The 23,883-nt window shown below is 56.9% G+C and carries 21 protein-coding genes; 8 read left to right on the top strand and 13 right to left on the bottom strand.

The window, feature by feature from the left end; all coding sequences use genetic code 11:
- Window positions 1-77: 77 nt before the first annotated feature.
- Both MWU51_RS10305 and MWU51_RS10300 read right to left on the bottom strand, forming a co-directional pair.
- Complete coding sequence (locus MWU51_RS10305; RefSeq protein WP_247036957.1) at window positions 78-845, bottom strand: 3-keto-5-aminohexanoate cleavage protein; 768 nt, start codon at window positions 843-845, stop codon at window positions 78-80.
- Window positions 842-2,161, bottom strand: a complete 1,320-nt coding sequence (locus MWU51_RS10300) for an aspartate aminotransferase family protein (RefSeq protein ID WP_247036955.1) — start codon at window positions 2,159-2,161, stop codon at window positions 842-844. Before MWU51_RS10300 ends, MWU51_RS10305 begins: the two co-directional genes overlap by 4 nt.
- A gap of 99 nt (window positions 2,162-2,260) precedes the next feature.
- Here MWU51_RS10300 and MWU51_RS10295 point away from each other — a divergent pair, with 99 nt between their 5' ends.
- From MWU51_RS10295 to MWU51_RS10280, 4 genes are all read left to right on the top strand, one after another.
- A complete protein-coding gene (locus MWU51_RS10295; protein WP_247036953.1) occupies window positions 2,261-3,124 on the top strand; it encodes a MurR/RpiR family transcriptional regulator in 864 nt (287 codons plus the stop codon).
- 31 nt (window positions 3,125-3,155) lie between these two features.
- Window positions 3,156-4,124 carry a TAXI family TRAP transporter solute-binding subunit gene (locus MWU51_RS10290; protein ID WP_247036951.1) on the top strand — a complete coding sequence of 323 codons (969 nt, stop codon included), beginning with the start codon at window positions 3,156-3,158 and terminating at the stop codon, window positions 4,122-4,124.
- Window positions 4,125-4,263: 139 nt separating this feature from the next.
- Window positions 4,264-6,876 carry a TRAP transporter permease gene (locus MWU51_RS10285; RefSeq protein ID WP_247036949.1) on the top strand — a complete coding sequence of 871 codons (2,613 nt, stop codon included), beginning with the start codon at window positions 4,264-4,266 and terminating at the stop codon, window positions 6,874-6,876.
- Entirely contained in the window at window positions 6,873-7,307 is a 435-nt protein-coding gene (locus MWU51_RS10280; RefSeq protein WP_247036947.1) for a universal stress protein, read from the top strand. Before MWU51_RS10285 ends, MWU51_RS10280 begins: the two co-directional genes overlap by 4 nt.
- Window positions 7,308-7,363: 56 nt before the next feature.
- On the opposite strand, the gene MWU51_RS10275 is transcribed toward MWU51_RS10280, so the two are convergent.
- Window positions 7,364-8,824, bottom strand: a complete 1,461-nt coding sequence (locus MWU51_RS10275) for an ATP-binding protein (RefSeq protein ID WP_247036945.1) — start codon at window positions 8,822-8,824, stop codon at window positions 7,364-7,366.
- Window positions 8,824-9,558, bottom strand: a complete 735-nt coding sequence (locus tag MWU51_RS10270; RefSeq protein ID WP_247036943.1) for a response regulator transcription factor — start codon at window positions 9,556-9,558, stop codon at window positions 8,824-8,826. Before MWU51_RS10270 ends, MWU51_RS10275 begins: the two co-directional genes overlap by 1 nt.
- A 221-nt stretch (window positions 9,559-9,779) precedes the next feature.
- On the opposite strand from MWU51_RS10270, the gene MWU51_RS10265 reads away from it, so the two are divergent.
- From MWU51_RS10265 to ugpC, 4 genes are all read left to right on the top strand, one after another.
- Window positions 9,780-11,024 carry an ABC transporter substrate-binding protein gene (locus tag MWU51_RS10265; RefSeq protein WP_247036942.1) on the top strand — a complete coding sequence of 415 codons (1,245 nt, stop codon included), beginning with the start codon at window positions 9,780-9,782 and terminating at the stop codon, window positions 11,022-11,024.
- Between the two features lie 63 nt (window positions 11,025-11,087).
- Window positions 11,088-11,960: a sugar ABC transporter permease gene (locus tag MWU51_RS10260; RefSeq protein WP_247036940.1), complete on the top strand. Its 873-nt coding sequence runs from the start codon at window positions 11,088-11,090 to the stop codon at window positions 11,958-11,960.
- Window positions 11,953-12,846, top strand: a complete 894-nt coding sequence (locus MWU51_RS10255; protein ID WP_247036938.1) for a carbohydrate ABC transporter permease — start codon at window positions 11,953-11,955, stop codon at window positions 12,844-12,846. Before MWU51_RS10260 ends, MWU51_RS10255 begins: the two co-directional genes overlap by 8 nt.
- A 5-nt stretch (window positions 12,847-12,851) precedes the next feature.
- Window positions 12,852-13,949: a sn-glycerol-3-phosphate ABC transporter ATP-binding protein UgpC gene (gene ugpC / locus MWU51_RS10250; protein ID WP_247036936.1), complete on the top strand. Its 1,098-nt coding sequence runs from the start codon at window positions 12,852-12,854 to the stop codon at window positions 13,947-13,949.
- A gap of 3 nt (window positions 13,950-13,952) precedes the next feature.
- On the opposite strand, the gene MWU51_RS10245 is transcribed toward ugpC, so the two are convergent.
- From MWU51_RS10245 to MWU51_RS10205, 9 genes are read right to left on the bottom strand one after another with little or no spacing between them, the layout of a single operon-like run.
- Complete coding sequence (locus MWU51_RS10245; RefSeq protein ID WP_247036934.1) at window positions 13,953-14,945, bottom strand: aldose epimerase family protein; 993 nt, start codon at window positions 14,943-14,945, stop codon at window positions 13,953-13,955.
- On the bottom strand, window positions 14,942-16,843 hold the full coding sequence (locus MWU51_RS10240; protein ID WP_247036932.1) for a beta-galactosidase: 1,902 nt from the start codon (window positions 16,841-16,843) through the stop codon (window positions 14,942-14,944). The genes MWU51_RS10245 and MWU51_RS10240 overlap by 4 nt, the downstream gene beginning before the upstream one ends.
- Before the next feature lie 10 nt (window positions 16,844-16,853).
- Window positions 16,854-17,696 (bottom strand): SMP-30/gluconolactonase/LRE family protein, encoded by an 843-nt coding sequence (locus MWU51_RS10235; protein WP_247036930.1) that lies wholly within the window; start codon window positions 17,694-17,696, stop codon window positions 16,854-16,856.
- Window positions 17,696-18,301 carry a 2-dehydro-3-deoxy-6-phosphogalactonate aldolase gene (locus MWU51_RS10230; RefSeq protein ID WP_247036929.1) on the bottom strand — a complete coding sequence of 202 codons (606 nt, stop codon included), beginning with the start codon at window positions 18,299-18,301 and terminating at the stop codon, window positions 17,696-17,698. Before MWU51_RS10230 ends, MWU51_RS10235 begins: the two co-directional genes overlap by 1 nt.
- Window positions 18,298-19,212, bottom strand: coding sequence for a 2-dehydro-3-deoxygalactonokinase (locus MWU51_RS10225; RefSeq protein ID WP_247036927.1), 915 nt, complete (start codon window positions 19,210-19,212; stop codon window positions 18,298-18,300). Before MWU51_RS10225 ends, MWU51_RS10230 begins: the two co-directional genes overlap by 4 nt.
- On the bottom strand, window positions 19,209-19,976 hold the full coding sequence (locus MWU51_RS10220; RefSeq protein WP_247036925.1) for an SDR family oxidoreductase: 768 nt from the start codon (window positions 19,974-19,976) through the stop codon (window positions 19,209-19,211). Before MWU51_RS10220 ends, MWU51_RS10225 begins: the two co-directional genes overlap by 4 nt.
- Window positions 19,976-21,691 carry an IlvD/Edd family dehydratase gene (locus tag MWU51_RS10215; RefSeq protein WP_247036923.1) on the bottom strand — a complete coding sequence of 572 codons (1,716 nt, stop codon included), beginning with the start codon at window positions 21,689-21,691 and terminating at the stop codon, window positions 19,976-19,978. Before MWU51_RS10215 ends, MWU51_RS10220 begins: the two co-directional genes overlap by 1 nt.
- Entirely contained in the window at window positions 21,688-23,031 is a 1,344-nt protein-coding gene (locus MWU51_RS10210) for an alpha-glucosidase/alpha-galactosidase (RefSeq protein ID WP_247036921.1), read from the bottom strand. The genes MWU51_RS10215 and MWU51_RS10210 overlap by 4 nt, the downstream gene beginning before the upstream one ends.
- Window positions 23,031-23,879 (bottom strand): carbohydrate ABC transporter permease, encoded by an 849-nt coding sequence (locus MWU51_RS10205; RefSeq protein ID WP_247036920.1) that lies wholly within the window; start codon window positions 23,877-23,879, stop codon window positions 23,031-23,033. The genes MWU51_RS10210 and MWU51_RS10205 overlap by 1 nt, the downstream gene beginning before the upstream one ends.
- Between the last annotated feature and the right edge of the window lie 4 nt (window positions 23,880-23,883).

Raw genomic sequence — 23,883 nt, 5'->3', positions numbered from 1 at the left:
GTGACAGAATGCGACAATTTGGAAGGTTTGGCTATCGGGGAATGTGGCAGAAGCCGACTGGGCGTGCAGGCCTTGTCCTATTGGTGTTTGATCGCGTCGCGAACCGCAATAACTCGTTCCGCATTGTTGAGGGCTTTTCGACCGTCGGCATGGACGCGGGCATTTTCAAAGCCGACGCGGCATTTCCCACCCAGTTTTGCTGCATAGACCAATGACGCCGTTTCATTTTGACCAAAGGCGCACACGGCCCAGTCGGGGGACAGATCATGGACCCCTAACCAATCCATAAAGTCATCCAGATCGTGCGGGTCCGAATTCTGATCTGCTGCATAGCGTCCAAGGACGAACAGCAGTTGCAGGTCAGAGGAATTTAGCAAGCCTGATGGCAAGGTCTGACAAAGCAGGTCACCGTCCGCACGGTCGTAAAGGATATGCTGGATGGCAATGCCTTGCGCAGCACATTCCGTATAAAACCCTCGGGTGACGTCTTCCGTGTCTCGGCACAGTTCACGGATCGATGCGGAAACTGACATTGCGCCAGATTGCAGGGCGACCTGCCGTTGATGGGGCGGATCATATTTTCCAACTGCTTCGGTGGTGATCTGGATCGCCATATCGGGGACCTGAGCGTTCAGTTCCTGAACCGCCTCACGATACGCGCCTGCATCCAACAGGTGCCCACCACCGGCGTCGCGCAGGTGCAAGTGCAGACCATCGGCACCGGCAGCCTGACAATCACGTGCTGTTACGACAATTTCTGGCAGGGTCATGGGCAAGGCCGGGTGATCTGCCTTGGTCAACCGTGCGCCGTTGGGCGCGACCATCAGGTTTGGAAGGCGGGTCATATGACCTCGGCGATGGATTTTGACAGCTTGCCGACAAGCTCATCGATCTGGTTGTCGGTTATGATGAAGGGTGGGGCGATCAACACATGGTCCCCTTGCCGTCCGTCAATTGTGCCGGCCATCGGATAACAGATCAGCCCATTGGCAAAGGTCTGTTTCTTTAGCTTTGCCGCAATACCTTTTGCAGGATCGAAGGGTGTCTTTGTTTCGCGGTCCTCGACGATCTCAAGCCCACGAAACATGCCGCGTCCGCGGATGTCACCGATATGGGGGTGCTGGCCGAACGCATCTGTCAACGCAGTCATCAGCATCTCACCCATCTGTGCAGACCGGGCTGCCAAGCCACCATCCGTCAGCTTTTTCACCACCGCATCGGCCGCAGCGCAGGCCGTCGGGTGGCCGACATAGGTGTGGCCGTGCTGGAAAAAGCCGCTGCCGGTCTCGATTGCCTCGTAAATCTTGCCCGAGCACAACATCGCACCGATCGGCTGATACCCCGCGCCCAGCCCCTTGGCGATGGTAATCAGATCAGGAGAGATACCGTCCTGTTCGCAGGCAAACAGCGTGCCGGTGCGCCCCATGCCACACATAACTTCGTCAAGGATCAGCAGGACGCCGTATTGATCGCAAATCTCACGAATGCGCTTGAAATACCCGGGAACGGCGGGCACAGCACCAGCCGTTGCACCCACGACAGGCTCGGCGATAAAGCCGATGACATTTTCAGGCCCTTGGCGAAGCAGTTCCGCCTCCAGCTCATTGGCAGCGCGTTGACCGTATTCTTCCAACGTCTCTTCTTCTCGGCGCAGTCGATATTCATAGCAGGGCGCAATATGTGAGGCAGACACCATGACCGGCGCAAAAGGTTCGCGCCGCCATTCATTCCCCCCGGTGCCAAGTGCGCCCAACGTGTTGCCGTGATAGCTTTGACGACGAGAAATGAATTTTGTGCGCTGTGGCTGGCGGGTTTCGATCATGTATTGCCGCGCCAGTTTCAAGGCGCTTTCCACCGCTTCGGAGCCGCCCGATATGAAATAGACACGCTCGATTCCATCCGGTGCATGGGCGATCAACCGGTCTGCGAGTGATTCTGCGGGCTCTGATGATAGGAATCCGGTATGGGCAAAGGCCAGTTTTTCGACCTGGGTCTTAATCGCTGCGATCACATCTGGGTCCGAGTGCCCAAGGCAGGACACTGCAGCGCCACCTGACCCGTCAAGGTATTTATTCCCTTTTGAATCAAATATATAAATTCCATCTCCTTTCACGGCGATAGGTGGGATGACTTTGGTGTGACGGGGAAATACGTGTGACATGGCGTCCTCCGAAATTCGATGTCATTGAAACAAAAAAAACGCCATTTGACAACGTGTGAAACAAAGGGAACACTGCTTTTGTCCAGTCAGGGGGGCAATTTGGAGAAGCGCTTCGAACAGAGGCTCGCATTGGCGTATGCCGATCTCAGCGATGCATTGCGCAGTGCTGCGGATTTTCTTGTGGACAATCCGCTTGATGCCGTAACGCGTCCGTTGCGCACGGTGTCCCGCACCAGTGGCGTGTCACCCGCCGCTTTTTCACGATTGGCCAAGGCGCTGGAATACGAGGATTTCGAAGAGCTTCGTGAAGAGATGCGCGACAAGATCGACCGCCGCGTCAACAATTTCGCACAGCGAGCCGAGCAGCTTCAAAAGCAGCACGACGATGGCGAAAGCCGGTTTGTCGACATCCACTACGCAGCTTGCCAGTCCAATCTAAGCCACGCGCTTGCGTCGCTGGATGACAAAGAGCTTGAAACCTGCGTCGAGGTATTGGTCAATGCACGTAAGGTCTTGTTACTTGGTGCGTTGGGATCGACGGGGATCGTGGAATACATGTCCTATATGGCGAATTTCTGCACGGATAACTGGCGTTTGGCGAATCGCATGGGGACCTCGCTGGGCGGGGCCTTGTCCGGTTTGGACGAGCGTGATGCGCTGTTGATCGTGACCAAGCCGCCCTTTGCGTCAAACGTGATCAAGTCTGCCAAACTTGCGCACAGTTTGGGCGTTTATGTGATTGTCATCACCGATACCCATGCCTGTCCTGCGCTTGAATATGCCTCGGTCAGTTTCGTCGTGGCAGCGGACAGTGCAAATTTTTATTCATCCTACGTGACGACCTTGTTCCTGATCGAAACGATTATCGGGATGGTTGTCGGTCGCTCAGGTGCAGCGGCACAAAAGCGAATTGCAGAAGTCGAACTGCGCAGTCGGCAATTGGCCGAAGTGTGGTCCGAATAACATCAGAACATCAACACAAGGGAGTATAGTGATGTTGAACAGGTTCAAACTAGCATTTGTCGGGGTTGCCGCGACGGCGGTTCTCGCCCCTGCCGCGATGGCCGAGGAGTTTATCACCATCGGCACCGGCGGTGTGACGGGCGTGTACTACCCGACAGGTGGCGCAATTTGTCGTCTGGTGAACAAGGGACGCAAGGAACACGGCGTGCGCTGCTCGGTCGAATCGACCGGTGGATCGGTCTATAACATCAACACCATTCGCGAAGGCGAGTTGGAGTTTGGTGTGGCCCAATCCGACTGGCAGTACCATGCCTATAACGGCTCTTCGCAGTTTGAAGAAGCTGGTCCGTTTGAAGGGCTGCGCGCCGTGTTCTCGGTTCACCCAGAACCTTTCACCGTCGTAGCACGTGCAGATTCAGGCATCAAAACCTTCGAGGATCTGAAGGGCAAGCGCGTCAATATCGGCAACCCTGGTTCTGGCCAGCGTGGCACGATGGAAGTGTTGCTGGAAGCCATGGGCTGGACCACCGGCGATTTCGCTCTGGCGACTGAACTGAAAGCATCCGAGCAATCGGCGGCGCTGTGCGACAACCAGATTGACGCCATGGTATACACGGTTGGCCACCCATCGGGCTCGATCCAGGAAGCAACAACCGCTTGTGACTCCGTGCTGGTGGAAGTGGCTGGCGACGTTGTGAACAAGCTGGTCGAAGATAATCCGTTCTATCGGACCGCCACCATTCCCGGCGGCATGTATCGCGGCAATGACGAAGACACGATGACCTTTGGCGTCGGTGCGACCTTCGTCAGTTCTGATCAAGTGTCGGATGAAGCGGTCTATGCGGTCGTCTCGTCGGTTTTTGAAAACTTTGAAGACTTCAAAGGTCTGCACCCTGCCTTCGCCAATCTTGACCCGAAAGAAATGGCAACGGCTGGCCTGTCTGCCCCACTGCACCCGGGTGCCGAGAAGTATTACAAGGAAAAGGGCCTGATCGAGTAAACTGATCAGGACATGCCTTTGTCGGGGGCGGTGCGCCGCCCCCGACTTCCCTGACCCGGCGAAAAGATCGGGCATGTGACAACCAACGGAACCAGTGTGGGCTGCCGCCGAAAGATCCGCGCAGCCAAGGGAGGGACAGATGTCCGCAAAGGAAGAACGCGCACTCAGCGAAGAAGAGTTACAGGAACTGGTCGCAGCCAGTGATACAGGTGCTCGCAGTCCGCACGGGCCGGTTGGGCTGATGATCGCAGGGGTTGCGTTGATCTGGTCGATCTTTCAGGTGTTGTTGGCTTCGCCCGTGGCGCCGTATGTATTGCCAGGAGATCTGATCAACAACTCGCGTCAGATCCACCTTGCCTTTGCAATCTTTCTGGCTGCCATGGCTTATCCGCTGTTCAAATCCAGCCCGCGTGACCGCATTCCTTGGTACGATTGGATCTTCGGCGTCGGTGGCGCGATGCTCGCCATGTATGGCTATTTTTTCTACGAAAAGATCGTCGGAAACGGCGGTTTGGCAGACGACACCGATGCAATCATTTCGCTGATCGCGCTGGGCTTTCTGTTCCTTGCAGCTTACCGCACGCTTGGCCCCGTTATGGTCGCCCTTGCCGTTGTATTTCTTTTCTACGTCTTCTTTGGATCGTCCGAAGTTGTGCCAGACCAGATCCGCTGGGCAGGCGCGAGCTTACGTAAAGCGATGAGCCATATGTGGATTACCTCCGAAGGTGTTTTTGGCATCGCGTTGGGCGTATCCACCAAGTTTGTGTTCCTCTTCGTCTTGTTCGGCGCATTGCTCGACAGGGCAGGGGCCGGGAATTACTTTATCAAAATGGCGTTTGGCGCGCTGGGGCACCTGCGTGGTGGCCCCGCGAAGGCCGCTGTGGTCGGTTCAGCCGCCACCGGCCTGATCTCGGGTTCGTCGATTGCCAACGTCGTCACCACCGGCACGTTCACCATTCCGCTGATGAAACGTGTAGGCTTCTCGGCTGAGAAGGCTGGCGCGGTCGAGGTTGCCTCGTCCGTCAACGGGCAGATCATGCCGCCCGTCATGGGGGCTGCGGCCTTCCTGATGGTGGAATATGTCGGCATTTCATATGTCGAGGTGATCACGCATGCCTTCCTGCCCGCGGTCATTTCCTACATTGCGTTGGTTTACATCGTCCACCTTGAGGCCGTGAAAACCAAGATGCCGACGATTGGGGACCGTGTGGTGTCGATGGGCAAGACGATTGGCGGCATGTTCGCCTTCTTCGCGGGCTTTGCCATCCTGTGTTATGCCACCCAATACCCGGTTGGCTGGATCACGTCGCTGTTCCCGTCGGGGTCAGGTTGGGTGCTGTCGATCCTGTTGTTCGCGATCTACATTGCCCTGATCTATCTTGCCTCGAAGGTCCCGGATCTTGAGCTGGATGACCCGAACGCAGCGGTTGTCGAACTGCCCGACGTGGCAAAGATTTACAAATCGGGCCTCTACTACATGCTGCCGATCATCGTTCTGGTCTATTTCCTGATGATCGAACGCAAATCACCCGGCCTGTCGGCCTTCTGGGCGACCTTCCTGTTGTTTGGCATTCTGCTGACACAGAAATCTCTGAAAGCCATGTTCCGTGGCGAAAGCGATGCGGTTGCGCGGTTGAGCGAAGGGTTCAAGGACCTGATCGAAGGCATGATCGACGGCGCACGCAATATGATTGGCATCGGTCTGGCTACGGCCACGGCGGGTATCATCGTCGGGACTGTATCGCTGACCGGTATCGGGCAAGTGATGGCCGATTTTGTCGAGTTCCTGTCGGGCGGCAATCTGATACTGATGCTGATCTTCGTGGCTATTCTGTCGCTGATCCTTGGGATGGGTTTGCCGACCACGGCGAACTATATCGTTGTGTCGTCGCTGATGGTGTCGGTTGTGGTCGAATTGGGCGCACAATCCGGTCTGGTCGTGCCGCTGATCGCGGTGCACTTGTTTGTGTTCTATTTCGGGATCATGGCGGATGTGACGCCGCCGGTGGGATTGGCAAGTTTCGCAGCGGCGGCTGTATCGGGGGGCGATGCTATTCGCACCGGCTTCACCGCATTCTTTTACAGCCTTCGGACCGTGGCGCTGCCGTTTGTGTTCATCTTCAATACCGACCTTTTGCTGATTGATGTGACCGTGACACAAGGCATTATCGTCTTCATTGTCTCGACCATTGGCATCTTGGTGTTTACGGCGGGCACGATGGGCTGGTTCCTGACCAAGTCACGTATCTGGGAAACAGTCGCGCTTTTGGTCATTGCTTTTGCACTGTTCCGTCCGGGGTTCTTCATGAACCAGATCCAACCGCCGTTTGCCGAAATTCCACCAGCGCAATTCGCAACCGCGCTGGAAGAGGCGTCGCCCGGTGATCAGCTTCGTGCGGTGATCCGTGGCCCAGACTTCGATACGTTGGAGAGCAAAGACCTGACGGTCGTGTTCGATGTGCCGAACGAAGCTGACGGTCAGGCACGGCTGGATGGGTTGGGGATCATGCTGGTCCCGGAAGGTGATACCATCAAACTGGATGAGCCGATGTTTGGCACGTTCCTGTCCGATAAGCTCGCGTCGTTCGATTTCTATGGCGACGAACCTGTGCAGATCGCGGCAGTGCAAGCCCCGTCCAATCAATTGCCGAAAGAGCTGATCTTTATACCGGCGCTTCTGCTGCTGGCCCTTGTGGCCTTCCTGCAATCGCGTCGGGCCGAAGATGAAACCCCACAAGGAGAACTGGCATGATCAAGACAATTCTTTGTGCCGTGGACATCAATCGTCCTGACGAGGAAAAGGAGGTTCTGATCACAGCGTCCAAATTGGCCGAAGTCGAGGGCGCACAGTTGGACGTGATCACCGTGGTGCCCGATTACGGCATGTCTGTGGTTGGGGCCTACTTTCAGGACCATCAGATCGAACCTGTTAAGGAACGGGCGATTGAACTTCTTAAAAACATGACCAGAACAACATTGGGCGAAAAGCAGGACGCAGCCTTGCGTCATGTCGTGGCCGTTGGATCGGTGTATGAAGAAGTATTGCGCGCCGCCAAACTGAGTGAATCCGACCTGATCGTCATCGGAGCACATCGCCCCGATCTGAAGGATTATCTTCTTGGCCCGAACGCAGCCCGCGTTGTGCGCCATTCGGACTGCTCGGTCTATGTCGTGCGCCAATAAAGCATGACTTGCCTGTCCGACGTGTTAAACGTTGGGCAGGTCGCCAGTCGCGTTTTTCAATGTCGCTGGATCGACAGTAACGCCCGCAGCCCCTTTGTTCCGGCTTCGAACCTAAGTGTGCCACCATGTTGGTTGGCAACTGTCGCGACAATCGTCAGCCCCAATCCAAAACCTCCGATGTTCACGGTATTTTCACCGCGTTCGAACGGTGCCATCATGCGTTCGATATCCGCTACAGAATAATCGGATCCTTCGTCTTCGACGATTATGGTGGCGGTCTCGGCGTCTGTTTGCATTTCGATTATGGCACGCCGTCCGTATTTCAACGCATTGTCGATCAGGTTCGCGATGGCCCGTTGAAGCGAGATTGGTCGTGCTGTTACCAACACCCGGCGTTCATCCGGTAACAGGCTGTGACCCCGGCGCGACATGAAGACCGAAGCGCCACCTTTGACGATGACCGGCTCTGGATGCTGGAGTGATACAGGGCGGCCCGTATCCTGATAGTCTGCCACCAACGCGTCGATCAGAGAAGTAAGCGATAGGTTGCGAGGTTCTTCAGCGTTGATCTCGGACCGGGTATAGGTCAGCACGCCTTCTATCATGCCGGTCATCTGGTCGATATCTGCTTCCAACTTTCCGCGCAGAGTATCATCAGGGATCAGGGCAGCCCGCAGTCTTAAACGTGTGGCCGGCGTGCCTAAATCGTGGCTAACGCCGGACAAGACCATCGCCCGTTGGGCAAGTTGCGCGCGCTCAGCTTCCAAGTAAGAGTTCACCGCAGCCACAATACTGCGCAATTCGGTTGGTCCCTCGATGTCATAGCTTTCGGGGCCACCAAAGCGTCGACGTGTGTGCAGCGCCTGCGCAAAACTCTCAAAACGCGCCGTGGTGTTGGCGACGTGTGTCAGAAGTGCGGCCAGGGCGATAATCGCAGCGATCGCTGCAGGCACACGCATGTCGGCGGGTGCCGTATCACACCCCCATATGTCTGTGCCATCAACACGCTGCCATGGCTTGTCAGCAAAGCGTGCAAAGATGATTGGTTCGCTGCAATAAGTGGCCAGAAGGCGTGTCAATTGACCCAATCGACCTGCGGGAATGGGGTCACTGCTCGCCACGATATCCGAGATCGGATAAACCAGTTCGTTTGACACAATGCCAAGGGTCAGAACCGCGCGATCTGTTGGCGACGCGGGTCGGGTCAGGATCGAAATATTGGTGACATAGGCAGGCTTGGGCGTATCGGGCAGGCGTGCAAAATCACCCATCGTGGCCGTTGCCGCGTCGCCTGCGGACAGCGGCGTGATGGAAATCTGGTCTCCTGGTGACACACCGATCCGCAACGATTCATAGATGGTAAACCCAGCCGCATAGGCTTGCGACAGATGGCGATCCCAAGTGCGAACTGACCCCAACCAAAGCGTGGCAGCGGCAACGCCGGCCAAAAAAGCCAAGGCGACCCATGCCCCACCGACCCGACGCATTGATAGCCCTTGCGAAAACGCACGTGACATCAATCATCCTTCACGGCCACATCGACCGCAAACACATAGCCTGTGCCCCGCTCGGTGCGCAACATCTGCGGATCTTTCAGGTGTTTCTCAATCTTCGATCTAAGTCGGCCGACCAGCACGTCGATGGCGCGACCCGAGGCCTCGGGTTGGTTTCCATCTCCGGTCACATCCAGCGCTGCCGCGATTTCCTCGCGTGTAAGTGGGATGTGTGGATTTGCGAGCAACACCTTCAACAGCGCGGTTTCGCGCTGGGACAGAGCTACCTGAAACCCTTCGGGCGATACGACTTCGTCGCGTTTCCCGTCAAACACCCAACCCCCGAAATGAAAGACGGACACGCGGCGGCGATAGGCCAGAGAGGGCGTGCGTTGAGCGCGAAGCAGAACGGCCCGCACCCGCGCCAGCAAAAGCTGCGGATTGAATGGCTTGGCGATATAGTCGTCTGCTCCGACCTCGTATCCAGCCATGCGTTGATGGTCTGCGGACAATGCTGAGACAAGGATGATCGGCACGTCCTGTTCGCTGCGCAGGCGGCCACAAATCTCGACCCCGTTTTCATCACCCAACATCACATCCAGAAGGATCAGATCAATGCGTCCGGCTTTCAGATGACCGCGGATATCGCTTTCGGATGCGGCAGGTAGGGCAATGAAACCTTGTTGTTGCAGGAATTGAGTCATCATTGATCGCATCTCTGCGTCATCGTCAACAACAAGAAGGCGTGGAATCGTCACGTTTCAATTTCTCCTTCCGGTCTGAACCGACTCTTGCATCTAGCCATTGTAACAACAGGCAACAGAATCAAGGATTACGTAACAAGCTGTAACAGAATGGCAGAAAAACTGCAGTCTGGCCGGGTTGTAGATGTTGTTGACCGTTGCTGCGACTCGGTTTGCAGGCGCATGCTGGCGCTATCGCCGCCGAGGAGGGTGGCAGATTATGGGAGGACTCTAATATGAAAAGAACCGCTTTTGCGGCCGTTTCCGCTTTTGCCGTCATGGCCAGCACCGCGGCACAGGCCGAACCGCAAGCCGAAGTATTGCACTGGTGGACGTCGGGTGGCGAGGCTAAGTCCGTCGCCGTCCTGCAGGAAGAGTTCGCTGCCAAGGGCGGCACCTGGACTGACATGCCAGTTGCTGGTGGTGGTGGCGACGCTGCTATGACGGCCCTGCGCGCACGTGTTCTGTCAGGCAACGCACCCACCGCTGTTCAACTGAAAGGCCCTGCCATTCAGGAATGGTATGAAGAGGGGGTGCTGGCTGACATTTCGGCGGTGGCTGATGCAAACGGCTGGGCCGAGGTGCTGCCGGAATCCATCGCGAACCATATGAAATGCGAAGGCACTTGGTGTGCAGCCCCGGTCAATGTGCACCGGATCGACTGGATCTGGGCAAATGCGGATGTGCTGGAAGCCAATGGCATCGAGATGCCCACCACATGGGACGAGTTCAACGTAGCCGCTGACAAGCTGCTGGCCGCTGGCGTCATTCCGCTGGCCCATGGTGGGCAGGCGTGGCAGGACGCAACCGTTTTTGAAGCCGTCGCGCTGGGCATTCTTGGCCCGGATGGGTTCAAGAAAGCGTTCGTGGATCTGGACAAGGACACTCTGACGTCAGACGGCATGCTCGCTGTGTTCGATCAGATGCGTAAAATGCGCGGCTATGTAGACGACAATTTCTCGGGTCGCGACTGGAACCTGGCGACTGCCATGGTCATGAATGGCGAGGCTGCGTTTCAGATCATGGGTGACTGGGCTAAGGGCGAATTCCTTGCCGCAGGCAAAGTGCCAGGCGAAGATTTCCTGTGCCAATCCACGCCGGGTGAAGGCTTCCTGTACAATGTTGACAGCTTTGCCATGTTCAACGTGGACGGGGACGACAAGAAAGCTGGTCAGGATCTTCTGGCAGAGCTGATCGTCGGCAAGAACTTCCAGAAAGTTTTCAACCTAAATAAGGGGTCGATCCCGGCACGTGTCGACGTCGCTCTGGATGAGTTCGACAGCTGCGCGCTTACGTCGTCGGCTGACATGACCGCAAGCTCGAAATCTGGTTCGCTGCTGCCATCCTATGCGCATGGTATGGCGCTGCGCGGAGCGCAGGCGGGTGCGATCACTGATGTTGTGACCGCGCATTTCAACTCGGACATGTCGTCGGCTGACGCTGTTCAGATGCTGGCCGACGCCGTCGCCAACAGCATGTAAAACCGACCATTTCGCCCCCGCCCATTACCGGGCTGGGGGCGAAGCCATCCGGGGATCGATCTGATGACAAAATGGCTGGAAACGCACCTGCCCAAGATGGTGCTTGCGCCCTCTTTCATCGCCGTTCTCGTTTTTGTGTATGGGTTTATCGCTTGGACGGCCTGGGTTTCTTTAACCCGCTCTCGTCTGCTGCCTAAATACGAGATCGACGGCTTCATTCAATACAAACGCTTGTTTGCCTCGCCACGGTGGGACACAGCGATGAACAACCTGTTCATTTTCGGTGCTCTTTTTATCATCATTGCGATGGTTCTGGGTCTTCTTCTGGCCATTCTTCTGGATCAGAAAATCCGGACCGAGGGCGTGATCCGCACCATCTATCTTTACCCCATGGCGCTGTCGATGATCGTGACCGGGACAGCGTGGAAGTGGATATTGAATCCCGGCTTGGGTATTCAGGCGACCGTGCAAAGTTGGGGGTTCGAGACCTTCTCGTTCGACTGGCTGGTGAACCCGGATTTCGCGATCTATACCATTGTGCTGGCCGCTGTGTGGCAAAGCTCGGGTTTTGTCATGGCGCTGTTTCTGGCGGGCCTCAGGTCTGTGGATGAGGAAATCATCAAGGCTGCACAGGTGGATGGCATTCCCACATGGCGCATCTATTCCGCGATCATCATTCCGTCGATGGGGCCGATCTTCATGTCCGCCTTCATTGTGCTGGCGCACCTTGCGATCAAAAGCTTCGACCTTGTGATTGCCTTGACTGGCGGTGGCCCCGGCTACGCGACCGATCTGCCCGCAACCTATATGTATGCGATGGCTTTTTCGCGCGGTGACATTGGTCAGGCGGCCAGTTCTGCCATGATCATGATGCTGGTCGTGTTCACGATTGTCGTGCCCTACCTCTATTCGGAACTGCGAGCGAAAAATGACTGATGTTGCACGTCCCCCCGCACAAAGAAGTGGCGCGTTCGGAAAAATCGCGCTGCGCTGGGTGCTCTACATTCTGCTTGGCCTGTTCGCACTTTACTATCTGATGCCACTTTTCGTGATGGTCACGACCTCGCTGAAAAGCCTTGAGGAGATCCGCACCGGCAGCCTTGTTGCGCTTCCCCGCGAGGTCACGTTCGACGCGTGGAAAACCGCATGGTCCGGCGCTTGTACGGGTATCCAGTGCGAAGGATTGCGGCCCTATTTCTGGAACTCGGTCATGCTGGCCGTGCCAGCGGTCGCGATTTCGACTTTTATTGGCGCGCTAAACGGTTATGTGGTGGCGCAATGGCGGTTTCCGGGCGCGAACATCATCTTCTCGCTGATGCTGTTTGGCTGCTTCATCCCGTTTCAGGTGGTGCTGCTTCCCATGGCCCGCCTGCTTGGCATGATGGGCATTGCGGGAACCATTCCGGGGCTGATCTTCGTTCACGTGATCTATGGGATCGGGTTCACCACGCTGTTCTTCCGCAACTACTATGTCTCAATCCCGTCCGAGCTGACCAAAGCGGCTAAGGTGGACGGGGCAGGGTTCTTCCGTATCTTCTGGTCAATCTTCCTGCCGCTCAGCTTGCCGATCATCGTCGTGACCGTCATCTGGCAGTTCACGCAAATCTGGAACGATTTCCTGTTCGGCGTGTCCTTCAGTCAAGCGGGCACGCAACCCGTGACCGTTGCGTTGAACAACATCGTTAATTCGACAACCGGCGTTAAGGAATACAATGTCGACATGGCCGCCGCGATCATCGCCGCCGCCCCGACTCTGCTTGTCTATATCGTCGCTGGCAAATATTTCATCCGCGGACTGACCGCGGGCTCTGTAAAGGGATAAGACCTATGGCCCCCATTCTTGAAATCCAGAACCTCTATAAGAACTATGGTCCGGTTGAGATCTTGAAGGATATCAATATCGCGATCGAGCCGGGTGATTTCCTTGTGCTGGTCGGCCCGTCGGGCTGTGGAAAATCCACGCTTCTGAACTGCATCGCAGGGCTTGAGCCAATCACCGGTGGAGAGCTGTTGATCGGCGGCAAGAACATGACTGATGTTAGCCCCAAAGATCGGGACATCGCGATGGTGTTCCAATCATATGCGCTTTACCCGACCATGAGCGTCGCCAAGAACATAACCTTCGGGATGAAAGTGCGCGGGGTTGATCAGGCAACCCAAACGCGCAAGCTGAACGAAGTGGCCAGTCAGTTGCAAATCGAACAACTTCTGAACCGTCGTCCGGGGCAGTTGTCTGGCGGACAACGCCAGCGGGTGGCGATGGGACGTGCCTTGGTGCGTGACCCCAAGCTTTTTCTGTTTGATGAACCCCTGTCTAACCTCGACGCGAAACTGCGTGTAGAAATGCGGTCCGAGATCAAGAAGCTGCACCAGACCCTAGGCGCAACGATGGTTTATGTGACCCATGACCAGATCGAGGCGATGACGCTCGCCACCAAGATCGTGGTTTTGAAGGGCGGTGTGATCCAGCAGATCGGGTCGCCTGCTGAGATCTACAACAAGCCCGCCAACCTGTTTGTCGCTGACTTTATGGGCTCGCCCGCGATGAACCTGATCCCAGCGAAGGCGCGGACAGGTGACAAAGGTGCGCAGATCGAGATTGCACGCGGCAGCGGTGCGCCGCTTGTATTGGTCGATGAACATGCACCCGCCTTGCCCGAGGACGTGATCCTTGGCCTGCGCCCCGAAGATATTGCCGAGGCAGGGTTTCGGGCCGGGGCGGATGTGCAGGACGCCAGTTGTCTGGTCGACATGGTCGAGCCCGCCGGGGCTGACACGTATGTGGTGTCAGAACTTGGCGGTAAGATGGTTACGGCGCGGTTGCATGCGGAAACCATTGCCACACCCGGCGAGATGCTGGGTCTGTCCATCGATATGAGCAAAGTGTCCTATTTCGCCCCGGACAGTGGACAGCGTCTGAACTGACGTTCAAGCGGTAGCGTCCGCGCGCGTCGCGAAGCCGAACACTGTTTGCGCCCAAAAGGTTTCACCCGGGCGCAAACGGGTTTGTCGGTGCCATCGCTGGTTCGGCGCGTCGATCCAACGATGCGGCTCAAGTGCGATGCCTGCGCGTCTGCGATAGCTGCGCCCTTCAAGCCCTTCGTCAACGATACTCAATCCAGAGCCGTCATAGACCTGTAAACCCGGTTCCGTCGTGTCGACGGACATTGACAGGGTGCCCGCAGACAGAACTGCCACCCGGCGCAACGGTTGCATGGTGTCGCTGAGGCAATAGTGATGATCGAGACCGTCAGGAATTGTCGCGACGCGGGTCAGATCTAACCCCAGCGTGTCCGCATCGACCGGGCCTGCAATTGGTAATCCATTTTCTATCTGCAAGACCTGATTGGCGGCGATCGATAGCCGGTGCTGGGCGATGTCAGGCGATCCGTCGAGGTTGAAATAGATATGCGGCGCCAGGCTGCACACGGTCGGGGCGTCCGTGGTTGCGGTCAGGGTCAGAGACAGGCTTGTGTCGGTCAGGCGATAGATCGCGGTGGCAGTCAGCTGCCCCGGAAACCCCATATGCAAATGGGGCGAGATATGGCTGAGCGTGACGTGGCTTGGTGACTGATCTGTGATCCGCCAGTTCTGGTGGCTGAACCCTTCGCGCCCCCCGTGCAGGCAGGTCGTGCCGCCCTCGTTGCGGTCCAACCTGAAAAGCTGCCCGTCAATGGTGATCGCACCGCCCGACAGACGGTTGGCCACCCGCCCCACCACAGCGCCCAGATAGGCCGGGTTGGAAAGATACTTGGCAGGATCCTCATAACCCAAAACCAAAGGATACCGGACCCAGTCCAGGCGCAAATCCTGCAGACACGCGCCAAGGGTCAGGATGCGGGCACGAAGACATTCCGATTGCAGCGTGAGTGCTTGGATGGGGGCGCCTGCGCGGTCCGTGGCTTGCAGTGTTTCGATCACAATGCGCGGCGCAACACGCCTGCCGGTGGCAGTGGGCCATGTGGAGTGTCGACCGTGGCGATGGTGTAATTAAACCAGAATTCCTCGGTCGCGGTTTTGCGACAACGAACACCTTCGGTAAGGGCAATGGTGGACAGGCCCGTGCGTTCAGCAAGCAGCGCGATCAATCGGTCCAGACCGACGTCGTCCAGCCATCCGCCACAATAAATCTGTGACCCACGCACCAGCACCACTGGGGCACCGGAAACAGTGGACAATAGAATCTCGGCATCGCCTTCGACTTCTTCGATATAGTGCAGGACGTGACCGCCACCGTTAAGTGCAACAGGCATATCGGGTCGCAGGCTTTCAATGCGCGAAATAGTCAAATTCAGGTCTGGAATTGCAGGAGGTAACTGGGTTGGAATGTTGAAATATTCATCGCGGGCGGCTGTGCGTGGGCCATAGACGACATCTGCGGTGGCCTTGGACAGCGCGATTGCCAGATCAGGATCAACATGGATCAGTCCGGGCGCAAGTATGACAGCGTAACCAGAGAAATCACGTGTGCCGGGTGGCACGATATCCACCGACAGCCCCACGCGCCTGAGCGCGCGATAGTGATCGAAGACCAAACTAAAATAGCTCAGCCCCGACCCATGCGGCTGCGTGGCCCATGCCCAATCAGCCTCATAATCGAAAATCAACGCAACGGGTGCTTGCAGGGGCTGCACGGTTTGGGCATCCGCAAGTTCTTCCGCGACCTGCCGGGCTTCGGCTAGGCCGGGGGCATCCTGGCTGTCGGGACGCAATAGGCCCGCGTGCAACTGTTCCTGTCCAAAGGGTGCCTGCCGCCAGCGGAAGTAACATACGGCTTCCGCCCCGTGGGCAAATGCCTCCCACGTCCAAAGGCGCACCATGCCCGGCAAGGGCGCGGGGTTATAGGGTGCCCAATTCACAGGGCCGGGTTGTTGTTCCATCACCCACCAACGCCCGCGCCCGATTGCGCGATAAAGATCGTGATGGAAGGCTTGAAAATCTGGATCACCCTGTCGCGCATAGGCGCACTGGTGGTCAGGCGTGGCCCCCACGCGGTCTTCGAGAAATCCCAGCGGATAACTGTCCCATGTGGCTATTTCCAGATCGTTGCCAACTTTGAAGTGATCAAATTCTGTCACGCGACCCATGTAGTTGTGCGAAATCGGTGCGTCTGAATGCATTTTGATTTCATCCACTTGCGCGCGATTGAAGATCACGACCATGTCCGAACTATATCTGCGGAAATCCTGTACATGGGCGGGATTGGGTTCGGTGACGGTCAGGTTGGGCAGGTCAATGTCATGGAAGTTGCGATACTCCATCGACCAGAAGATGTTGCCCCATGCGCGGTTCAGTGCGTCGATGGATTGGTATCGTTGCGCCAGCCAGTCGCGGAACCCCGAACGCGCCATATCGGAATAAGAAACAACCGTGTCGTGGCATCCGTATTCATTGTCTGTCTGCCACGCACCCAAATACGGGTCGCGACCATAGCGTTGTGCCATCAGACGCGTGATCCGGCGGCTCTCCTCGCGATAGCCAGTGTGGCTAAAACAGTAATGTCGGCGCGATCCGAATTTACGGGGATGGCCTTTTGCGTCCACCGCCAGCATGTCGGGGTGTTTATCAATCATCCAACGCGGTGGTGTTGCCGTCGGTGTGCCCAGCACCACTTTCAACCCAGCGGCACCCAGAACCTTAAATGCGCGGTCCAGCCAACCCCATTGTAAATCACCGGGCGTGGGCTCAAGTTTTGACCAAGAAAATTCGCCGATCCGTAACCATGTCAGACCGGCCTCGGCCATGCGACGGGCATCTTCTTCCCACATTTCTTCAGGCCAGTGTTCTGGGTAGTAGCAGGTACCAAGTGTGCGTTTCATAAAGAAGCCCTTAAAGGATAACCCGATGTTCAGGCAGTCCCGTGGTGTCGCTCTGAACAGAGAATGTTTTGCCCGCCATCGCATCACCAGTGATACCATCGGCTGCAGTTGTGACAAACAAAGTGGTCAGGTTCGGTCCGCCAAAAGCAGGGCAGGAAGCTTGCGGGGTCGGAACATCAACAGCGCGTAAGAACTGCCCATCCGGCGCGTAACACGCCACACGTGATGCGCCCCATTGGGCGTTCCATAAGTTTCCATTCATATCAACAACGGCACCGTCAGCACCAAAATCTTCGCCCGACAGGTCAAGAAAGGACTCTGGCGCGGCTTTGGGCCAACCATCGTTATCTAACCCGACCCGCATGATCCGACCAAGCTTCGTGTCGGTGAAATATGCGGTTTCGCCATCCGGCGAAAAACAGATCGCGTTCGAGATGGTTATGTCGCTGTAAAGCTTGCACAGTTCACCGCGGTAATAGCGGTAGATCGCACCGGCATTCGGTTCTGCATTCATGCCCATCGTGCCAATCCAGAACCCGCCTTGCGGGTCTGCGCGACCGTCATTTGAACGGGTGGTTGGGTTGTCCGCTTCAAGCGCGGTCAGTTTCTCGCGTTTGCCGGTTTTGATGTCGAACTGCCAAATCGCCGAAGCACTGGCCAAGATCAACCGGTCCCGATCCACCCATCCCGCAGCCGAGACGCATTCGTCAAAGTCCCAGACCTGTTCTACACTATCCAAACGGGTCAACAATCGTTTCCCCAAGATATCAAACCAGAATAATTGCATACGCTCAGGATGCCAAAGTGGCCCTTCGCCAAGGCTGCAGACTGTTTCCGAAAATAACGTCACCATCATAAGGTCGCCTCGTCATAGGCAGCAACGACATCCGCCGCCAGAGCAGCGATTTTTCCAGCTGAGTAGCCGGGTTTATAGATGTTTGATCCCAAGCCGAACCCCGTGATCCCCGCCTTGCGCCAGTCCGCAAAGTCAGCAGGGCCAACACCGCCAACTGCATAGGTTTTCGTGTCCGCTGGCAGGACAGCTGACAAGGCTTTGTATCCGTCCAATCCCAGCTTGAAAGCTGGAAAGAACTTCAACCCGTCCGCACCAGAACGAAGGGCGCTAAACGCCTCGGTCGGGGTAAGGACGCCGGGAAAGGACAACATACCTTGCGCCTTGGTGGCAGAGATCACATCAGGATTGGCATCGGGTGAAACAACCATCTGCGCCCCGATCCTTGCAAGCCGCTTGACCGCGTTCACGTCCAGCACCGTTCCGGCCCCGATCAACGCTCGATCGCCCGCGTGATTGATCATGCGTTCAATACTGTCATAGGGATCAGGAGAATTCAGCGGCACTTCGATCTTGGTGATTCCTGCATTGACAAGAGCATCGGTGATGGCAAGAGCCTCGTCCGGTTTGATCCCACGCAGAATGGCAATGATTTCACGGCTCATGGTTTGGTCTCTTGTAAACTGTCAAAGGCGGCATTTAGTCCGGCCAGTGTCATCTGTTCAGCGTTCACACAATGAACCATTGCGCCTTGGGCAGTCAGGGCGGTTTCATAAGCGAGCGCGATGGTGTTTTCACCCAATATGACCACTTGTTGACCCAACCAATATGGCTTGGCAGACGCGAGTTCAGCCCCAATTAGAAACGCCGAAAGACGGGCACGGGCGGCGGCTGGCGAAAGGTTGTGCAGCAACCCCTCGGCTCGCAGGGAAAACAGTTTGGCCGCCAGATCGGCGGGGCGCGTCAAGGTATCGGACAGGGCAGCGTCAAAGGCGTCTTGATCCCAGTCGTTGGTCGAGACCGAGTGGCGCAACACCGATTGACCTCCGATCAGTGCAAATAATTCTCCTGTCATGAAGGTGCGAAAGCTTATGATTTCACCCGCGCTGATATGCGCCCATTTGCTATGCGTACCAGGCAGGCACAGAATGCCGTCGAAATTGGGTTCCGACGCCAGAAATCCTGCGATCTGGGTTTCTTCACCGCGCATCACGTCGGCTGGGCTGTTTTGCTTCACGCCGGGCAGGATGCGAACATCCCAGTTGGCGGACGTGACAATGGTCGCCTTGGACGCAGAAGGGGGTACGCACGGGACGGGGGTATACGGTGCTTCGGCCCAGCCTTGGCGCGAGCCCGCCATGCCGCAACAAATCACGGGCAATTTGGTGTTGGTGATAACATCGGACAGAAGATCATTCAGCACCGGTTCAAACGCGTCGCGGCTTAAACCACCCATGCCTTTGTCGCAGTCACGCCGCTCAATCACAGATCCGTCTGCGGTCATCAACCATGCACGTAAATGCGTGGTGCCCCAGTCAAGGGCAATCCAGTCGGGTATCGTTGGCGCGCCCTTCATCCGGTCACCACCACGCCGCCATCCACGACCAACGCTTGTCCGGTGATCATGCGGCTAGCGCGTGAGGCCAGAAACAGGGTTGAGGCGACGATATCTGCAGGAGCCAGATGCTCTTTCAAGCACTGGCGATCCAAATGTGCCGCAAGGGCGGCCGGTTCGGCCCACATGTCCAGCTGTTTTTGCGTCAGAACCCAACCCGGCGCCAATGCATTCACGCGGATTTTGTCAGGTCCGAATTCGCGGGCCAGACTGCGTGTCAGTCCGTTGATGCCGGAATTTGCAGTTGTATAGGCCGGATAGCCTGCGTTCCCCATCATATAGCTGATCGAAGTGAAGTTGATGATCGAGCCGCCTCCGGCACCGCGCATTCCCTCCATCACGGCCTGACAGGCAAAGAAGTATGCCTTCAGATTGATCGACTGCGCCCAATCCCAAAATTCTTCATCCACTTCCAGTGTGGTGTGGCGTTGATCATTGGCCGCGTTGTTCACCAATGTTGTGATCGCGCCATGCGCCTTGGCGCTGTCCGCCATTGCGGCTTTTAACGCCGGAATATCGGTGATGTCGCATTGGATGAACAGGGGGCGGTTGCCGGTCTCGGCCTCCATCTGATCCACGAAGTCATAAGCATCTGAACGACAAACGAAAGTGACCTTGGCCCCCTGGCGCAGGAAGCCTTCGGTCAGGGAGGCGCCGATACCGGACCCGCCGCCGGTGATAAACACCGAGGCATCTTTGAGATCGTGAAATGTCGCGTGGCTCATCAGTGGCTTTCCCGTGTCACAAGGCGGGTGTCTTTTCCCACTAGAAAATCAAGGTCCGCGCCTTGTTCGGCTTGCAGAACTGTGTCGATGTAAAGTTTGGCATAGCCCCGGGTATAATGCGGATCATCCGGTGTCCACGCAGCGCGGCGGGTCTCCATCTCGGCGTCATCCACCAACAGGTCCAAAGCACCGGTCGAGGCGCTGACGCGGATTTTATCGCCGGTTTTGACCAGCCCTAGCGTGCCACCAGCCTGACTTTCGGGTGAGACATGCAAGATCACCGTTCCAAAAGCCGTGCCAGACATGCGCCCGTCTGAAATGCGGATCATGTCGCGCACACCTTCGCGCACCAGTTTGGCGGGGATCGGCATGTTGCCGACCTCGGGCATACCCGGGTAGCCTTTTGGCCCCACGCCTTTCAGAACAAGGATCGTGTCAGGTGTGACCGGCAAATCATCGCGGTCGATATTGGCTTTCATGTCTTCGATATTTTCAAACACATAGGCTTCGGCTTCGTGTTCCAGAAGGTGATCAGACGCCGCAGACGGTTTCACAATCGCCCCGTTAGGGGCCAGATTGCCACGCAGAACGCGCAGGCCCGCCGCGGGTTTTACTGGATCGGTAAAGCTTTTGATCACGTCATCATTGTAACATTCAGCCCCGTCCGCATAGGCCGAGATATCGCCACCCAACACGGTTTTGGCCGAGGTCAGGTGACCGGCGTCCGCAAGCTCTTTCAGCACAACAGGCATGCCGCCCGCATAGCAGAAATCTTCCATCAGATATTTGCCCGACGGCATGCAGTTGACCAGCAATGGAATATCGCTGCCCAGTTCAAAATCCGACAGGCTCAGGTCAACACCAACGCGGCCAGCAAGGGCCAGAAGATGCACCACTGCGTTGGTTGATCCACCCACAGCGGCGTTGGCTTTGATCGCGTTGATGAAGGTTTCTTTCGTCATGATGTCTGAGGGCTTCAGATCCTCGTCCACCATTTCCACGATCCGCTTGCCGGTCAGATGCGCCAGCGCCGCGCGGCGTGCGTCAACGGCGGGCAGGGCGGCGTTGGTGGGCAAGCTCATCCCCATCGCTTCGACGATTGAGGCCATCGTGGAAGCAGTGCCCATCGTCATGCACACGCCTTTGGACCGGCTCATGCCGCTTTCGGCGGCCATGAAGTCCTGCAATGTCATCTCGCCTGCGCGCACGGCTTCCGAGAATTTCCAGACGTCGGTGCCAGACCCGATGTCTTTACCCTTCCACTTGCCGTTCAGCATAGGGCCAGAGCTGACCACGATCGACGGCAGGTCGACGCTGGCCGCGCCCATCAACTGGCCGGGCGTGGTCTTGTCACAGCCACCCAAAAGCACAACGCCATCAATGCCATAGGCGCGGATCGATTCTTCGACATCCATGGCCAGAAGGTTGCGAAACAGCATTGCCGTGGGCTTCATCTGGGTTTCACCCAGCGACATGACGGGGAATTCAACGGGGAAGCCTCCGGCCTCCCACACGCCGCGTTTCACCGCCTCGGCCAGGTCACGCAGGCCTGAATTGCACGGGGTCAGTTCCGACCAGGTGTTGCAGATCCCGATGATCGGGCGTCCGTCGAAGGCGTGATCGGGGAAGCCTTGGTTCTTCATCCACGAGCGGTGAATGAAGCCATCCTTGTCAAGTTTTCCATACCAGTTCTGGCTGCGGCGTTTCTTGGTCATGCGGCTTTCCTTTTACGCGCCCATGCTGGGATCCAGTCGCCATGTGCGACCAGCAGGTCATCGACCAGCGACCGAATCTGGCGCAGGTCCAGTTCGGCAGCGGTGTGGGGGTCCATCATGGCGGCATGGTGCAGATGTTCGGAATTTTCGTCCAGCAGTGCGCGCACCGTCAATTCCTGCACGTTGATCTGGCTGCGCATCAACGCCACAAGCTGCGGCGGGATATCCGTGACGACAGAGGGCTGCACGCCGTTCATGTCGATTAGGCAGGGCGTTTCGACCGCCGCGCCTATTGGTAGCTGCGGGATCTGCCCGGTATTGGGCAGGTTGCCATAGGCGACATAGGGTTGTCCCGTGACGATGGCGTTCATCATCTCAGCGGCAAACTCGTGGCTTTTGGGAACGTCGATTCCGGCGGCGGTTTTCAGGGCCGTGGCTTGTTCTTTCCACTCTGTCTGCTGTTCGACACAGCGTTTGGGGTATTCATCTAGTGGGATGCCAAATTCAGAAATCAGATCATCGCGTCCGTCTTTAATGAACCACGGCACATATTCCGACAGATGTTCCGAGCTTTCGGTGCAGAAATAGCCCAGATGCTCCATCACCTCATAGCGCACTTTGTTGCCACAGCGCGGCATCAGCAGCGGCGGTTTGGGCAGGGCACCGGACCGATACGCATCACGCAGGGCGGGATAGAGGCTTTGGCCGGCCGCATCCTCAAGCCGCAGGAAGAACGCCACGTGGTTCACACCGGCCACTTTGTAGCGAATGTCGCCCTCAGCCATTTCTAGATCATGGGCCAGTTCCTGAACCGTGTTCTGAACTGAATGGCACAGACCGACCTGCTTGATGTTGGGGAACCGTTCGCCAATCGCCCAAGTGTTGATCGCCATCGGGTTCACGTATTGCATCAACAACGCATCAGGGCAGACGGCTTCCATATCGGCGCAAACCGACCAAAGATGCGGCACGGTGCGTAAACCGCGCATGATGCCACCCACGCCAAGCGTGTCGGCGATGGTCTGGCGCAGCCCGTACTGTTTGGGCAGTTCGAAATCAGTGATGGTGCAGGGATCATAGCCGCCGACCTGAAAGGCGGTGACAACAAAATCGGCCCCTTCAAGCGCGCGGCGTTGGTCGGAATAGGTTTCCACCTTCGCGCCGGTGCCCATTGTGGCGATCATTTTCGTTGCCACCAGCTCGCTTTCAGCCAGACGTTCAGGGTCGATATCCATCAGCGCAATTGTTGCGTCTTTCAGCGCATCGAAATGCAGCATGTCGCCGACGATGTTCTTCATAAAGATCGTCGAACCGGCACCAATAAAGGTCAGCTTGGTCATTACTTAACGGCTCCGAGGGTGAGACCAGCGATAAAGTGGCGTTGCATCAGAAAGAACATCGCCACAGGTGGAAGGGCAGCCACAATGCTGCCAGCACTCATCAAATGATACTGCGCCACGAACTGAGAATTGAACGAGGTGATGCCAGCCGTCACTGGTTGTGCATCCGGCCCCTGTGTCAGCACGATGGCCCAGAAATAATCGTTCCAGATGAAGGTAAAGATCAGCACCGCCAACGCGGCGATGGCAGGCTTCATCAAAGGCAAGACAACATACCAGAAGATGCGCCATTCCGCGACGCCTTCGACGCGCGCAGCCTCGATCAGCTCATAGGGCAGGGCGCGGATGAAATTGCGCATGAACAGCGTGCAGAACCCGGTCTGGAAGGCGATGTGGAACAGGATCAGCCCCAGTTTCGTGTCATAAAGCCCTGCCGACACAGTCAGGTCGCGCACCGGCACCATCAGGATCTGGAAGGGCACGAAGTTTCCCGCGATGAACATGAAGAAGATCAGAAGGTTGCCGCGAAAGCGATAGATGCCAAGCGCAAAGCCGGTCATGCACGACAGCGCCACCGCGCCAATCACCGTTGGCACCGTGATCAGGATCGAATTCCACATATAGCGCGGCATGTCCGATTCCAGAAACACCTTGCCGTAGTTGGTGAAAAACTCGAACGAAGACGGCACGCCCCAGTAATTGCCATTAGTGAAATCTGCCAACGGGCGAACCGAGAACAGAGCCACCGCGATCAGCGGCAGAAGCCACATGATCAATGCAAGGGGCACAAGGGTCTGATACGTGATCTGTGCACCGCGCGAGCGTTTTTCGATGGGGGTTGGGAACATGTCG

It is taken from the genome of Aliiroseovarius sp. F47248L, assembly GCF_023016085.1.
Taxonomy (GTDB): Bacteria; Pseudomonadota; Alphaproteobacteria; order Rhodobacterales; family Rhodobacteraceae; genus Aliiroseovarius.
The sequence above is the reverse complement of the archived record's forward strand: the minus strand, read 5'-3'. Positions and strand labels throughout refer to the sequence as shown.

What these genes read in the sequence shown, in the direction of transcription:
- ugpC (WP_247036936.1), top strand. Translation starts at nt 12,852, where the DNA reads ATGGCCCCCATTCTTGAAATCCAGAACCTCTATAAGAACTATGGTCCG.
- MWU51_RS10255 (WP_247036938.1), top strand. Translation starts at nt 11,953, where the DNA reads ATGACTGATGTTGCACGTCCCCCCGCACAAAGAAGTGGCGCGTTCGGA.
- MWU51_RS10240 (WP_247036932.1), bottom strand. Translation starts at nt 16,843, where the DNA reads ATGAAACGCACACTTGGTACCTGCTACTACCCAGAACACTGGCCTGAA.
- MWU51_RS10225 (WP_247036927.1), bottom strand. Translation starts at nt 19,212, where the DNA reads ATGAAGGGCGCGCCAACGATACCCGACTGGATTGCCCTTGACTGGGGC.
- MWU51_RS10290 (WP_247036951.1), top strand. Translation starts at nt 3,156, where the DNA reads ATGTTGAACAGGTTCAAACTAGCATTTGTCGGGGTTGCCGCGACGGCG.
- MWU51_RS10260 (WP_247036940.1), top strand. Translation starts at nt 11,088, where the DNA reads ATGACAAAATGGCTGGAAACGCACCTGCCCAAGATGGTGCTTGCGCCC.
- MWU51_RS10265 (WP_247036942.1), top strand. Translation starts at nt 9,780, where the DNA reads ATGAAAAGAACCGCTTTTGCGGCCGTTTCCGCTTTTGCCGTCATGGCC.
- MWU51_RS10205 (WP_247036920.1), bottom strand. Translation starts at nt 23,879, where the DNA reads ATGTTCCCAACCCCCATCGAAAAACGCTCGCGCGGTGCACAGATCACG.
- MWU51_RS10275 (WP_247036945.1), bottom strand. Translation starts at nt 8,824, where the DNA reads ATGTCACGTGCGTTTTCGCAAGGGCTATCAATGCGTCGGGTCGGTGGG.
- MWU51_RS10300 (WP_247036955.1), bottom strand. Translation starts at nt 2,161, where the DNA reads ATGTCACACGTATTTCCCCGTCACACCAAAGTCATCCCACCTATCGCC.
- MWU51_RS10280 (WP_247036947.1), top strand. Translation starts at nt 6,873, where the DNA reads ATGATCAAGACAATTCTTTGTGCCGTGGACATCAATCGTCCTGACGAG.
- MWU51_RS10230 (WP_247036929.1), bottom strand. Translation starts at nt 18,301, where the DNA reads ATGAGCCGTGAAATCATTGCCATTCTGCGTGGGATCAAACCGGACGAG.
- MWU51_RS10215 (WP_247036923.1), bottom strand. Translation starts at nt 21,691, where the DNA reads ATGACCAAGAAACGCCGCAGCCAGAACTGGTATGGAAAACTTGACAAG.
- MWU51_RS10235 (WP_247036930.1), bottom strand. Translation starts at nt 17,696, where the DNA reads ATGGTGACGTTATTTTCGGAAACAGTCTGCAGCCTTGGCGAAGGGCCA.
- MWU51_RS10220 (WP_247036925.1), bottom strand. Translation starts at nt 19,976, where the DNA reads ATGAGCCACGCGACATTTCACGATCTCAAAGATGCCTCGGTGTTTATC.
- MWU51_RS10210 (WP_247036921.1), bottom strand. Translation starts at nt 23,031, where the DNA reads ATGACCAAGCTGACCTTTATTGGTGCCGGTTCGACGATCTTTATGAAG.
- MWU51_RS10285 (WP_247036949.1), top strand. Translation starts at nt 4,264, where the DNA reads ATGTCCGCAAAGGAAGAACGCGCACTCAGCGAAGAAGAGTTACAGGAA.
- MWU51_RS10305 (WP_247036957.1), bottom strand. Translation starts at nt 845, where the DNA reads ATGACCCGCCTTCCAAACCTGATGGTCGCGCCCAACGGCGCACGGTTG.